The organism is Salinicoccus halitifaciens (assembly GCF_021026095.1).
Classification (GTDB): Bacteria; Bacillota; Bacilli; order Staphylococcales; family Salinicoccaceae; genus Lacicoccus; species Lacicoccus halitifaciens.
The window spans coordinates 268,601-281,553 of the sequence record NZ_JAJNCU010000003.1 but is presented as its reverse complement, the minus strand read 5'-3'; the positions used below and the strand labels follow the sequence as shown (position 1 = coordinate 281,553).

The 12,953-nt window shown below is 52.3% G+C and carries 12 protein-coding genes; 11 read left to right on the top strand and 1 reads right to left on the bottom strand.

Going from position 1 to position 12,953, the window contains the following annotated elements; all coding sequences use genetic code 11:
• Positions 1 to 11 precede the first annotated feature (11 nt).
• From LPW40_RS07860 to LPW40_RS07810, 11 genes are all read left to right on the top strand, one after another.
• A complete protein-coding gene (locus LPW40_RS07860) occupies positions 12 to 866 on the top strand; it encodes an MBL fold metallo-hydrolase (RefSeq protein WP_230821684.1) in 855 nt (284 codons plus the stop codon).
• A 98-nt stretch (positions 867 to 964) separates the two neighbouring features.
• On the top strand, positions 965 to 1,855 hold the full coding sequence (locus LPW40_RS07855) for a VOC family protein (RefSeq protein WP_230821683.1): 891 nt from the start codon (positions 965 to 967) through the stop codon (positions 1,853 to 1,855).
• A gap of 97 nt (positions 1,856 to 1,952) precedes the next feature.
• Positions 1,953 to 2,309 carry a SpoIIAA family protein gene (locus LPW40_RS07850; RefSeq protein WP_230821682.1) on the top strand — a complete coding sequence of 119 codons (357 nt, stop codon included), beginning with the start codon at positions 1,953 to 1,955 and terminating at the stop codon, positions 2,307 to 2,309.
• A 37-nt stretch (positions 2,310 to 2,346) separates the two neighbouring features.
• Complete coding sequence (locus LPW40_RS07845) at positions 2,347 to 3,027, top strand: DUF421 domain-containing protein (RefSeq protein WP_230821681.1); 681 nt, start codon at positions 2,347 to 2,349, stop codon at positions 3,025 to 3,027.
• Positions 3,028 to 3,129: 102 nt separating this feature from the next.
• The gene (locus LPW40_RS07840) at positions 3,130 to 3,927 is read left to right on the top strand and encodes a M15 family metallopeptidase (protein WP_230821680.1); all 798 of its coding nucleotides are present in this window, start codon (positions 3,130 to 3,132) and stop codon (positions 3,925 to 3,927) included.
• 13 nt (positions 3,928 to 3,940) lie between these two features.
• The gene (locus tag LPW40_RS07835; protein ID WP_230821679.1) at positions 3,941 to 4,273 is read left to right on the top strand and encodes a hypothetical protein; all 333 of its coding nucleotides are present in this window, start codon (positions 3,941 to 3,943) and stop codon (positions 4,271 to 4,273) included.
• On the top strand, positions 4,195 to 5,202 hold the full coding sequence (locus LPW40_RS07830) for a CapA family protein (protein ID WP_230821678.1): 1,008 nt from the start codon (positions 4,195 to 4,197) through the stop codon (positions 5,200 to 5,202). Before LPW40_RS07835 ends, LPW40_RS07830 begins: the two co-directional genes overlap by 79 nt.
• Before the next feature lie 86 nt (positions 5,203 to 5,288).
• Positions 5,289 to 7,298, top strand: a complete 2,010-nt coding sequence (locus LPW40_RS07825; RefSeq protein WP_230821677.1) for a penicillin-binding transpeptidase domain-containing protein — start codon at positions 5,289 to 5,291, stop codon at positions 7,296 to 7,298.
• Between the two features lie 354 nt (positions 7,299 to 7,652).
• On the top strand, positions 7,653 to 9,275 hold the full coding sequence (locus LPW40_RS07820) for a sodium/proline symporter (protein ID WP_230821676.1): 1,623 nt from the start codon (positions 7,653 to 7,655) through the stop codon (positions 9,273 to 9,275).
• A gap of 14 nt (positions 9,276 to 9,289) precedes the next feature.
• Positions 9,290 to 9,736 carry a hypothetical protein gene (locus LPW40_RS07815; RefSeq protein ID WP_230821675.1) on the top strand — a complete coding sequence of 149 codons (447 nt, stop codon included), beginning with the start codon at positions 9,290 to 9,292 and terminating at the stop codon, positions 9,734 to 9,736.
• A 23-nt stretch (positions 9,737 to 9,759) separates the two neighbouring features.
• Positions 9,760 to 10,926 carry a M24 family metallopeptidase gene (locus tag LPW40_RS07810; RefSeq protein WP_230821674.1) on the top strand — a complete coding sequence of 389 codons (1,167 nt, stop codon included), beginning with the start codon at positions 9,760 to 9,762 and terminating at the stop codon, positions 10,924 to 10,926.
• Positions 10,927 to 11,379: 453 nt separating this feature from the next.
• Here the strand turns inward: LPW40_RS07810 and pruA are convergent, their stop codons facing one another.
• Positions 11,380 to 12,924, bottom strand: a complete 1,545-nt coding sequence (gene pruA / locus LPW40_RS07805) for an L-glutamate gamma-semialdehyde dehydrogenase (RefSeq protein ID WP_230821673.1) — start codon at positions 12,922 to 12,924, stop codon at positions 11,380 to 11,382.
• Between the last annotated feature and the right edge of the window lie 29 nt (positions 12,925 to 12,953).

Here is a 12,953-nt window from a genome sequence, read left to right as displayed (position 1 = left end):
GGAGGATCAATATGGACAAGATGAAATATGGCGATGACTACAAAAAGCTGCCGGTGACATCCGTCAACAGCGGCAAAGGTGTGGAGGTGCTCCCGGATCTGTATCAGTATACGGTGCAGATCGTGAACATGGCCTTTTACGGCAAACCGGAATCAGGAGACGGAGACTACGTCATCATCGATGCCGGCATGCCGAAATCATCCGAAGACATCATTGAAGAAGCGGAAAAGAGGTTCGGCACCGAAAGCAAACCGAAGGCGATCATCCTGACACATGGCCATTTCGACCATGTCGGCGCCGTGATAGAGCTTGTCGAGCATTGGAATGTGCCGGTCTACGCCCATAAAGAAGAACTGCCCTACCTGACGGGGAAAGAGGACTATCCGAAGCCGGATCCTTCCGTGGACGGCGGTATGGTGCCGAAAATGGCGCCTGCCTTCCCGCGCAAGGCGATCGATCTCGGTGACAATGTCGAGGCACTGCCTGAAGACGGCAGTGTACCGCATATGCCCGGATTTGAATGGATCCATACACCGGGGCATTCAGCCGGACACGTTTCGCTGTTCAGGGAAGAGGACGGTGCACTGATTTCAGGCGATGCATTCGTCACGGTCAAACAGGACGCCCTTTACAACGTCCTCTCGCAGAAGGAGAGCATCTACGGTCCGCCAAGATATTTGACGACGGATTGGGACCTTGCATATGAATCCGTCAAGAAACTGCATGACCTCACACCGAAATATGCCATCACCGGCCACGGCCCGCCGCTCACCGGTAAGGCGCTCGGCGACCAGCTGGGTGAGCTGGTCCAGAATTTCGACGAGATCGCAAAGCCCAAGAAGGGCAAGTACGTCGATGATGAATAAAAAGATTCAAAGCGTATGATATTACCCGGATGACATCACTACCCCTCCATGAACTTATAGTGTAAAATTATACTATCAATATTGGAGGGGTGTTTATTGTGACCTATCAGAAAATAGTCCCGCATTTATGGTTTGATACGGAAGCTGCCGCAGCCGCTGAATTTTACGCAGATTTGTTTCCGGACTCAAAGGTGCATTACACCAACGCCCTGGAAGGTACCCCGTCGGGGGATGCCGATCAGGTGGATTTTGAAATCATGGGGCATCAGTTCATGGCCATCAGTGCCGGCCCGGAAATCACTAAAAACCCGTCAATCTCCTTCATGATCCTCTTCACTGCGGAAGAGCGGGGAAAATTCGAAAGGATATGGGAAACGCTCACTCATGAAGCTGAAATCCGGATGCCTTTCAAAAGGTACGATTTCAGTGAGCTGTACGGATGGCTGGATGACAAATATGGGGTGTCGTGGCAGTTTTATTTGTCGGAGGAAAAGCCTGAGGCCAGGATCATCCCGACACTCATGTTCATCAATGACAACCTTGGGAAGGCCGAAGCGGCGATGAGGTTCTATATGGAGATTTTCCATGATGCTGAAATAGAAGGCATCCATTATTACCCGGGAAATGATGGGCCTGATTCAAAGCAGCATGTCATGCACGGCCAAGTCAGGCTCGAAAAACTGTCATTCGCCTTCATGGATTCAGCGGAAAAGCATGATTTCGACTTCTCCGAAGGAGTATCATTGATCGTCAAATGCGATGACCAGGATGAAATCGACTATTATTGGGGTAAACTCTCCCATGTGCCGGAAGCGGAGATATGCGGCTGGCTGAAAGACAAGTACGGCGTATCATGGCAGATCATTCCCAAAGTGATGGACGACATGGTCAGGGACGGTTCAAGAGAGCAACTGCAGCGTGTCACCGAAGCTTTCCTTAAGATGAAGAAATTCGACATCGAAGAATTGGAAGCGGCATATCGAGGCTGAGTGGAGCACCCGCGGGGGTGCTTTTCTCATGGCATGTTTCTCCCGGGAAATTAAGGGGTAGCGTTTATATAACAACTGATAAGGGAGTAGTGATCACATGCTGAAATTATCGGAAAGTGAATTTCCAAACGTCGTCCATGTGGAGGTCGACGGCAACGTGATGGATATAGATGCCAAAAAATCAGAAGCCTTCATAAAAGAGCATTACGGTGAGGATGCGGAACTGAACGCGCTCATCTACGTCAAAAAGCTGGAAGGTGTGACACCCGGGGGTGCGCTCCGGGGCATACCGGTCGATGTCCAGCACTGGAACCAGTTCAACAAGTTTGCGGTGGTGGCGGATGATGAAATGCTCAAGAAAATCGGTTCTTTTGCGGACATGCTGCCGGGCATCAGCGTCAAATCGTTCAATAAGACGGAAATCGATGACGCCTGGCGCTGGGTTGCAGAATAAGTCATCATGATATGACAAAGTAAAGGAATGAATGCTGATGGATGTAATGACGGAATATCTTCATATGGCATCAAAACTCATCGTCGGTCTGATCGGCGTCATCATCGTCATCCGCCTGCTCGGCAAAAAAGAGATGGCGCAGGTGACGCTGCTTGACTTCGTCTATGCACTGGTGCTCGGCGGCGTCATCAAGGATGCGATGTATGACCCGGCGGTGACGATACCGCAGATGCTCTTCGTCCTCGCCGTCTGGAGTGCGCTCATTTATATATTCGAGAAACTCACCCAGAAGTCGGGCGTGCTGCGCCATGTCATCAAAGGCAAGCCCATCACCCTCGTCAAAGATGGAAAATTGCGCCGTGATCAGATGCAGCGGCTGAACCTGGAGCTGGAGGAACTCAGTGAGCTGCTCAGGGAGCAGGGCATATTCTCCTTCAGGGAAGTGAACTACGCCATGTTTGAAAACAGCGGACAGCTTACGGTACTTAAAAAACGGTCGGAACAGGACCAGGTCGTTGATGTGCCCTCCTATACACTGGTCGCCGACGGTAAGATCATCGACTATGAACTGAAGGAGCTGGACCGGGACAAGAGCTGGGTCGAGGAATCCCTGGAAGAGACAGGCAAACGCATTGAAGATGTTTATTTCGCCGAATGGAACCCTGAGATCGGCTGGCATATCCAGGATTACGACAACAATTCATATGATCTTGACTGATATAAAGACCCGGCTGCCGGGTCTTTTTTTCGTATTGGTTGTGGTATCGGGCGCTGTGCTGTGGTTAAATGGGGATAAGTAAAAAATATTAAGGTGAATCTGATGAAATATACCATATATGGAAAAATATCCGGTGCACTCCTCCTGATTCTGCTCCTTGCCGGCTGCGGCGGGACGGAAGAGGAAGCCGTGCCGGAAGAGGAACAGACGGAATCGGAGGCGGATGAATCACCGGATGAGGAAGCGGAATCCGAGGAAATGAATTCCGAGGAGCCGGAACCGTTCATCGATGAGGAGGATATCGCCGATGAGGGAAGCATCCAGGCCCTCGTCAATAAAGAGCATCATCTGAGTGCGGATTATGTGCCGGAGGACCTCGTCCCCGTCGAAGTGCCGACCGTGCTCGAGAGCCCGGAGATCAACCAGCTGAGGCAGGAGGCGTCGGATGCCCTGACGGAGATGTTCGATGCGGCGCTCGCAGAAGGCATCACTTTATATGCCCGGTCGGGCTACCGTTCCTACAATACGCAGGCAAGCCTCTATGACGGCTACAGGGCGGCGCACGGTGAGGAAGCGGCCAACCGTTTCAGCGCCCCGCCGGGTGCGAGCGAGCATCAGACGGGCCTTGCGATGGATGTGACGGCAGAAAGCGTGAACTACGAGCTGCTTGAAGCTTTCGGGGAGACGGATGAAGGGATATGGGTGCGTGAAAATGCACATGAACACGGCTTCATCATCCGGTATCCTGAAGGTAAGGAAGAAATAACGGGTTATTTATATGAGCCGTGGCATCTGCGGTATCTCGGGGCGGAACTCGCTTCCGATATTTACGAAAGCGGTCTCACGTACGAAGAATATATCAGGGAGAGTGGGATGGATATTGAAGAGGACGGAGAATAACGGAAACAGATCGATGTTGAAGATACTGGTGCCGATACTGTTGCTGATCATTGCAGCCGGTGCAGTCTTTATGGCTTTCAGCTTTTCAGATGATGGATCTGAAGAGGAGGCGGCAGTGGAAGAGACGGCTGGAGAGGAAGAAACAGTGGAAGATTCAGAAGAGGGCGGGCGGACAGTGGTGCGGCGGATGATACGGAAGGGAATGCAGAAGCGGCGGCTGAGGAAGGAACGAGTGAAATCACTATTTCAACCGTCGGCGACATCATGGTGCATGATGAGCAGTACTGGGGTGCTTATGTCGAAGAGACGGATTCATATAACTTCAAGCCATGGTTTGAGCATGTGAAGCCTTATCTAGAGGAAGCGGATCTTGCGATCGGCAACTTCGAGACGACGGTCGCAGGTGAAGACCGCGGCTACACAGGCTATCCGCTGTTCAACACGCCGGATGAGATTGTTGAGGATGTGAAGTATGCAGGGTTCGATGCCCTGGTCACTTCGAACAACCACAGCCTCGATATGGGCGCACAGGGCCTTGAACGCACGGTGCAGATGCTGGAGGACGCAGACCTTGATGTGGTCGGTACATATGACGGCGCACCGGAAGAGCGGCACGTGATCAGGGAGATTGACGGCATCAAAGTCGCCATGCTTGCATTCACGGAGATGCTGAACGGCATGGAAGGACCTTACACCGATGAGGAAGTGTACAATATGATCGATGTCATTTCCGAGGAGAATCTCACGGAAGCGATCGATGCGGCGAAGGCGGACGATCCGGACATCATATTGACGTACATGCACTGGGGTCCTGAGTACGTCGAGGAGCCGAGCGACTACCAGAAGGAATATGCACAGTTCCTGGCGGATCAGGGCGTGGATCTGATCATCGGTTCCCACCCGCATGTCATCCAACGGGCGGAATACCTTGAATCAGCCGACGGGGAAAGCGAGTCATTCGTCGTTTATTCCCTCGGCAACTTCATCTCCAACCAGCGTCTGGAGACGATCGGCCCGGACTTCGAGCCGAATGAGGACGGCGTCATATTGAATTTTGATATTGAGAAAGACCACGAGTCCGGTGAGACGGTCATCGCTGATGTGCACTATACACCGACGTGGGTGTACCGCCACAGCGATACGAACGACACACCGTTCGATTATGAAATACTGCCGGTGGAGGATTTCCAGGATGATGAAAACCTGCCCGCAGATATACGTGAGCGTCTGGACCGCTCGCTTGAACGCACACATTCAAGACTGAACCTGGAGTAAAAATGAACACGGACGAACGATGGCTCAGCCGCATGGCTGGTCATTGTTCGTTTATTAATTTATAACGGAAGATTGCAGGTGTTAAAATGAAAAAATGGATTGGAATCATCATCGGGGGCATCGTCCTCCTCGCAGCGGCCGCATTTCTGCTGATCAATTACACGAACATATTCCAGGCGGGCGAGGAAGCGGCGCTGGATGATTATGTATCGCAGTATGAAGCCGGGAACTACGAAGAGATATATGAATCGCTGCACATCGACAGGCAGGAGAGATATGGGCCTGAAGAGGTCACCGAAAGATATGAGAAGCTGTATGAGGACCTCGGGGTCGAGTCACGGTCCATCGACAACCTTGAATTGAATGAGGAAGAATCGACGGAGCAGAATAAGCTCTATGAAGGCGACTGGACGGTGGAGACAGCGTACGGCGAGCTGACGCGGGACATTGTGATCAGCCTGCTTTACGATGAAGCGGAAAATGCGTGGCATGTGGAATGGACGCCGGATATGATCATCCCCGGCCTGAACGGCAACCGCACGCTTGATTTCAATTTCACGAGCGGCGTGCGCGGTGAGATCCAGGACCAGTCCGGCGAGCCGCTCGCCTTCAACGGCCGTAAGGAAGTGGTCGGTTTCACGGCGGGTGAAATGACCGAAGAGGAATTGACCGACCTTGCCGATGTGCTGGAAGTCAGCGAGGCATCACTCGAGAACACATTCAACCAGGAATGGATCGGTGAGGGCATGTTCGTGCCTGTGAAGGAAGCCCACCGCTTCTCCGATAAGGAAAAATCAGAATTCAGCTATGAGGGTCTTCAGGTCCAGGAACAGCCGTCACGTGAATATCCACTGGATGAGGCAGCCTTCCATCTGATCGGCTACGTCGGGGCGGCGAGTGCCGAGGAGATCGAGGCGTCGGATTACCTGGCTGCCGGTGATGTGACCGGCAAGCGGGGGCTTGAATCATTATACGATGAGCGCCTGCAGCCGTCAGGCGGATATGAAATAACAATCGCGGATGTGAACGGTGATGCCGTCGACACGTTGTTCAGCGAAGAGGCCGAGGACGGTTCGGATGTGGTGCTCACCATTGATGGGGACCTCCAGGAAATCATCCACGGCGAGCTTGAAGAGGATTCAGGTGCAAGTGTCGCCCTTGCGCCTGACAACGGGGATATCCTTGCCGCAGCGAGCTATCCGGCCCCGAGCCCGTATGACTTCATGTTCGGCATCACGCAGGAGGAACTGGATGCGCTCGAGGAGGATGAAGAAAACCCGCTGCTCGGCAAATTCAACCGGGCGACTTCACCCGGCTCCACCCAGAAGATCCTCTCCGCACTCGTGGCTTTGAATACGGAAGGTTTCGACCGTGATGCGACGCGGACGATCACCGGAAGCAGCTGGCAGGCGGATGAATCATGGGGCGGGTATACCGTGAACCGCTACCATGTGGAAGACGGTGAATTCGACCTCGCCCGGGCGATCACGAGTTCCGACAACATCTACTTCGCCCAGACCATGCTTGACCTTGGTGCAGACCGCTTCGTCGAAGGGATGGAGGCACTCGGCATCGGTGAGGAGTACGACAGCGACTATCCGATCTACACGAGCCAGGTGTCGAACGACGGCACCATCGAAAGCGAAATACTGCTTGCAGACAGTGCATACGGGCAGGGTGAGCTCCTGATCTCGCCGCTTCAGATCACCGCCATCTATTCAGGGGTGGTCAACGGCGGGGACGTCTACGTCCCGAGAATACTCGCAGATTCTGAGGCCGAAATCCAGGTGGAAGGCATCGCGGAAGCGGATGACCTTGCATATCTGGAAGATGCGATGAGAAGTGTCGTCACCGATTACCATGCAGATGATATGGAACGGGATTATGCATCCTTTGCCGGCAAGACGGGGACAAGCGAGAATAAAATGTCCCAGGATACTAGAGGATCGGAGACCGGCTGGTTCATCGGCTATGACCAGGATGAGAAGGATATGATGCTCGCCCTCTATGTCGAGGATGTCGAGGACCGCGGCATGAGTGAATACTCTGCACAGAAATTTGCAGATATCCACGATGCTTACAGGGACCTGGAATGATAAAATTTAAAACAGTCCTGTGCCAATAAATATATGGCATAGGACTGTTTTTTGACTGCATAATAATCCATCCCGCGGTTTACTAAGGCCGCTCAATGTGCTACGATTTTTATAATTATCAGAAGTATCCGGTGTATTCGCTTGACAGCTTACCGTGGGATTCAACATTAAAAATATAGAGGAAAGGGGATGTTCATGATGGACGCTTTTCCAATATCCGGGTGGCTGATTTTGATTCTGCCGCCTATTCTTATGATAGGTTCCGTAGCCATATGGTATGCACGTGAAGTGAAGATGGAAAAACTGGAAAATGATTTATTCAGAAAAAAATATGATGACAAGGGGTTGTAGGGTATGGGTGGTATTGGCATATTAAGCATAGTGATCATATACATGATATTACTTCTCGCCCTCGGCATCTGGTCGGCGAGGATCAGTTCACAGGGTTCCGCCGCATATTTCCTCGGCGGGAGGAAACTCGGGCCATGGGTTTTATCCATGAGTGAGAAAGCATCCGAGTCGAGCGGTTTCATGACCGTGGGGCTGCCGGGTGAGGCATATTCGACGGGTATGAGTGCGGCGTGGAACGCCGTATCAAGTGTCTTCTCGATCTTCAACTGGCTGTTCTTTGCGAAGAGGATCAGACGCTTATCGGAAATTCAGAATTCAATCACGGTGCCGGATTTCCTGTCGGCACGTTACAAAGATGATACACATATAATGAGATGGGTCTCCATCATCGTCATGACGGTTTTCATGACCGTCTACGTCTGTGCCCAGTTTGTCGCGTTCGGTGTTTTATTTGAAGTCGTCCTCGGCGTCAACTTTGCGACAGGTGTGGTCGTCGGCGGTATCGTCACGATCATCTACACGATCATGGGCGGTTTCTTTGCGGTGTCACTGACCGACTTCATCCAGGGCCTGCTGATGGCGTTCGCATTCCTGGTGCTGCCGATCCTCGCGATCACCGAGCTCGGCGGATTCAACGAACTGGGTTATCAGCTCACCGATATGATGGGTCAGGAGTTCCTGGCACCGTTCTTCGGCAGTTCTGCACTGACATGGGCGGGTCTCATCGCAATCATCAGTTACTTATTCATCGGTATCGGTTTCAACGGTTCCCCGCACGTCCTCGTGCGTTATATGGCACTGCGCAATACGCGCGACGTGAAGCGCATCGCGATGATCGGCATCGTATGGATGATGATCGCATACTACGGTGCGGTGCTCATCGGCCTGTCGGGGCTTGCTTTATTCCCGAACCTTGCAGATCCTGAGCACATCTTCCCGACGATGGCCGTGGAACTGTTCCCATGGTGGCTTGCAGGCATCATCATCGCAGGCGCACTGTCGGCGATGATGTCTTCGATCGACTCGATGCTTTTGATCGCATCGTCGACGATCGCAGAAGACCTGTGGAATAAAATACTCAAAAAAGGTGAACTGAGGGAAGACAAGACGATCCTCATCTCAAGAATCGCAACGGCGGCCCTCGGTGTATTGGCGATCATCATCGCCCTGAACCCGCTGGATACGGTGTTCTGGCTTGCGGTCTTCGCATGGGCGGGGCTTGCGACATGTTTCGGCCCGCCGATCATCCTTTCCCTGTTCTGGAAAAGGGTCACGAAGGCAGGCGCAATCGCCGGCATGATCGTGGGTCCTCTAGTCACCGTCATCTGGTATTTCTGGTCGCCGGTCGACATTTATGAAGGCGGACCGGCGTTCATCGCGGCGATGCTTACGATCGTGATCGTCAGCCTGATGACGAAGCCGCCTGAAGGTGATGACTTCGAACGCCTGTGGGATAAGTATTCCGAGAAGAACGAGCTCGGCAGATTCTCATTCCTGCCTTCGGATGAAGAAGTCATCAGGAACCTGAAATCGAGCAATCTCGATAACAAGACGGAGAAGGAAATCATCATGGAGCTGATCGACCGTGACTTCAAGTCGGCCAGCACATTTCAGACTAATGGATAAAAGGATGAAGCGGTATGGATAACGCAGAATATGAATCAGTCTCCCTGATAGAGACACCGATGGACTTGAATGGAAGAGAACTGGTTTGTTATCCTTATCTTATCGTACTCTGTAAAGTGTCCATGCCCCGGATGTTCATGAAACCGAGGATCGCATGGACGGTCATCACGGTGGACCTTGTCAAAGGTGTGCCGCTGCGTTCGAACATATTCCCGGAAACGGTGGACATCAATATCAAACCATCGGCACTTGTGCCGGCCGTCGTCTCACATGAAGAGGCGATCAAAAAAGCCCGCAAGCTGGTGCTGAGATGGGTGATGTTCAAGTTCCATGCATTTAAGAATCCCGAAATTGAAATCGTGAAGGAGCAGGCAGTCCATAAAGCGTTTTTCTTTGCTGAAGCGGACGGCAGGGAAATCCTCGTCGACACCGTCAAAGGACTGACGGGCGAGGACTTATAATTCCAAACGAAAGCAGGGTTATAATGTTTGATTTCAAATCGAGAAGGTCACGCGTCATCGACAAACTTCAGGAGCAGGGTGATGCCGTCGCAATTGTGATGGACCCGAACTACGTATACTACCTGACAGGCTATCACGCCGCCCTCGGCATCGATTGGGGCAGGCCGAACATCTTCATCCAGACCGTGGACGGGGAATCGGTGCTCATCGTACCCTCCATGGAAGAGGAGATGGCAGAGCGCCAGACTGATGTCGCCACGGTGATCCCGTGGACCGACGGCACAGACGGAGAATGGCGCCCGCCTCTGAAGAAATATCTGGAGAAATATAAAAATGATAAAGTCGCCGTCGACTACATGTCGTTCCCGAGAATCGTCTGGGACTACATCGGTGAAGTGATTCCAAAAGACCGTATATCCGATATCGGCCAGGAGATCGACAGGCTGAGGAGCGTCAAGGATCCGCAGGAAATACAGATTGCACGGCATGCCGGCGAAGTGGCCGTGGAGATGCTGAAAGGTGCGATGAAAGTCGCAGCACCGGGTGTATATGAATATGAAGTGGAACTCGCTTCAAAACAGGCAGGTACCCGCCACGCCGCAAAACTGATGGAAGAACATTACCAGGAGGCCGACCCGTTCAACTACCCCGGCATCGGCAATAAGCTGATCATGGGCTCCGGCCACGACATCACGATGACCCATCACAGAAGCAGCATGACGAAGCTCGAGCACGGTGAGCCGCTCTTCATCTGCCACTGCGGCACTGCAGAGTTCAAGAACTTCTTCGTCGGCTTCGACCGCACTTTATTCGTCGGCGACATCAACAAAGAAGTCGAAAAGATGCTGGATATTGCGGAAGAAGCACAGAAAGCGGCCTTATCCGAAATCAAGCCCGGGGCATACGCCAAAGATGTGTTCAAGGCATATGCAGACGTCATTGAAGACAACGGCTACCCTGTACCATTCAGGGCCGGCCGTTCCCTCGGCTTCTCATACACCGCCTATCCCGAACTCGCCAAGGACAGCGAAGCCGTTCTTGAAGAAGGCATGGTATTTGCCGTCGACGGCGGTACGGACTCTGAAGACTACCGCACCCAGGTCGGCGACAGCATCCTCGTCACAGAAGACGGCTTTGAATATCTAACGCCGTTCACAAAAGACCATAACGACCTGATCGTTGGAAAATAAACTTCATAATTATGCCCGGATGAGCGTGTGCTGCTCGTCCGGGTTTTTTGTGTGTGGCGTGAAGTGGTCTGTTGTGGACGTTTCGTGTCACGGGAGCGTGCTTTTTGCCATGAGATGGTCTGTGGGAGGTATTTCGTGTCACGGGAGCGTGCTTTGTGGCGTGAAGCGGTCTCTGGAGGGTGTTTCGTGTCACGGAAGCATGTTTTGTGCCATGAGATGGTCTGTGGGAGGTATTTCGTGTCACGGGAGCGTGTTTTGTGCCATGAGATGGTCTGTGACGGGCGTTTCGTGTCACAGCAAGTTCCCGAATGACACAACTTCAGTCCCAGGCGATGACTTATGTCACAAGCCGTCCTCCGCCCCCCCGCTCCCAACTCAATTTAAAAAGAAAAATAAAAACCCCCTCATATCCATGGATATAAGGGGGTTCCCGCTTCCAAATCCTAAAACATCCTAAAACATTTCTGAAACGACTTTCTGGTTGACGAAGTTCAGAAGGTAGTCCGGGCTGCCTGTCTTCTGGTCGGTACCTGAAAGTTTGAATCCGCCGAACGGGTGGTATCCGACGACCGCTGCGGTACAGCCGCGGTTCAGGTAAAGGTTGCCGACATCGAATTTGCGGCATGCGAGGTGCCAGTGCTCACGCGTATTGGTGATGACTGCACCGGTCAGGCCGTACTCGGTGTTGTTCGCAACTTCCAGTGCCTCGTCGAAGTCCTTCACTTTAGTGAAGCCGACGACAGGTCCGAAAATCTCTTCCTGCATGATGACCGCTTCAGGGTCGAGGTCTGAGAAGATCGTCGGATGAATGAAGAATCCTGTGGAATCATCCGTTTCACCGCCGAATTCAAGCTTGCCTTCCTTCTTGCCGGTTTCGATATAGTCCTTGATGCGGTCGAACTGCTTCTGGTTGACGACAGGTCCCATATAAGTGTTTTCCGTCGTGTCACCGACTGTCAGTTCCTTCGCGAGTTCGATCGATCTTGCGAGCACCTCATCATGCACATCCTCATGAACGACGGCACGCGAGCAGGCTGAACATTTCTGGCCGGAGAAACCGAACGCAGAATGGACGATCGACTCGGCTGCAACTTCGATGTCTGCATCCTTATCGACGATGATCGTGTCCTTGCCGCCCATCTCGGAAATCGTGCGTCTCAGGAAGTGCTGTCCTTCCTTGACTTTGGCCGCTATCTCCGTGATGTGGAGGCCGACTGATTTCGAACCTGTGAACGTGATGAAGTGATTCTTGTGGTGCTCGACCATATAGTCGCCGATGTCCCTTGAAGAACCTGGCACAAAGTTGACCACACCGTCAGGGAGCCCTGCTTCTTTAAGGACTTCCATGAATTTATACGCAATGATCGGCGTATCGCTGGAAGGCTTCAAAAGTACGGAGTTTCCTGCGACCACAGGTGCAATCGTCGTGCCCGCCATGATGGCGAACGGGAAGTTCCAAGGTGAGATCGTCACCCCGACGCCCATCGGCTGATAGAAATATTTATTGGATTCACCTTCACGATCCATTGTCGGCTTGCCATCCGCAAGATCCATCCATGAACGCGCATAATACTCGATGAAGTCGATCGCTTCGTTCGTATCACCGTCAGCTTCGTTCCAAGGCTTGCCGGCTTCATAAACCATCAGTGCTGAAAATTCATGCTTGCGCCGGCGGATGATCGCCGCGATTCTTAAAAGAAGATCGGCACGTTCCTTCGCTGACCAGGTGCTCCATGATTCAAAAGCCGCTTCGCCGGCTTCGAATGCCTGCTCTATATGCTCAGGCTTCGATTTTGAAACATTTCCGAGGACCTGTTCTTTATTGGCGGGGTTGATCACGGTCGTCTTATCATCCGTCATCACTTCTTCACCGCCGATGATGAGTGGATAATCTCCACCAAATTGTTCCTTGACCTGTTTCAGGGCTTGCTGAAATGCCTGCTTGTTTGATTCCACCGTGAAATCGGTTGCAGGCTCTGCTTTATAAGGCGTTACCATTGAAAATTCCTCCTATTGAATGAAAATAT

What these genes read in the sequence shown, in the direction of transcription:
- LPW40_RS07845 (WP_230821681.1), top strand. Translation starts at nt 2,347, where the DNA reads ATGGATGTAATGACGGAATATCTTCATATGGCATCAAAACTCATCGTC.
- LPW40_RS07860 (WP_230821684.1), top strand. Translation starts at nt 12, where the DNA reads ATGGACAAGATGAAATATGGCGATGACTACAAAAAGCTGCCGGTGACA.
- LPW40_RS07815 (WP_230821675.1), top strand. Translation starts at nt 9,290, where the DNA reads ATGGATAACGCAGAATATGAATCAGTCTCCCTGATAGAGACACCGATG.
- LPW40_RS07810 (WP_230821674.1), top strand. Translation starts at nt 9,760, where the DNA reads ATGTTTGATTTCAAATCGAGAAGGTCACGCGTCATCGACAAACTTCAG.
- LPW40_RS07820 (WP_230821676.1), top strand. Translation starts at nt 7,653, where the DNA reads ATGGGTGGTATTGGCATATTAAGCATAGTGATCATATACATGATATTA.
- LPW40_RS07850 (WP_230821682.1), top strand. Translation starts at nt 1,953, where the DNA reads ATGCTGAAATTATCGGAAAGTGAATTTCCAAACGTCGTCCATGTGGAG.
- LPW40_RS07840 (WP_230821680.1), top strand. Translation starts at nt 3,130, where the DNA reads ATGAAATATACCATATATGGAAAAATATCCGGTGCACTCCTCCTGATT.
- pruA (WP_230821673.1), bottom strand. Translation starts at nt 12,924, where the DNA reads ATGGTAACGCCTTATAAAGCAGAGCCTGCAACCGATTTCACGGTGGAA.
- LPW40_RS07825 (WP_230821677.1), top strand. Translation starts at nt 5,289, where the DNA reads ATGAAAAAATGGATTGGAATCATCATCGGGGGCATCGTCCTCCTCGCA.
- LPW40_RS07835 (WP_230821679.1), top strand. Translation starts at nt 3,941, where the DNA reads ATGTTGAAGATACTGGTGCCGATACTGTTGCTGATCATTGCAGCCGGT.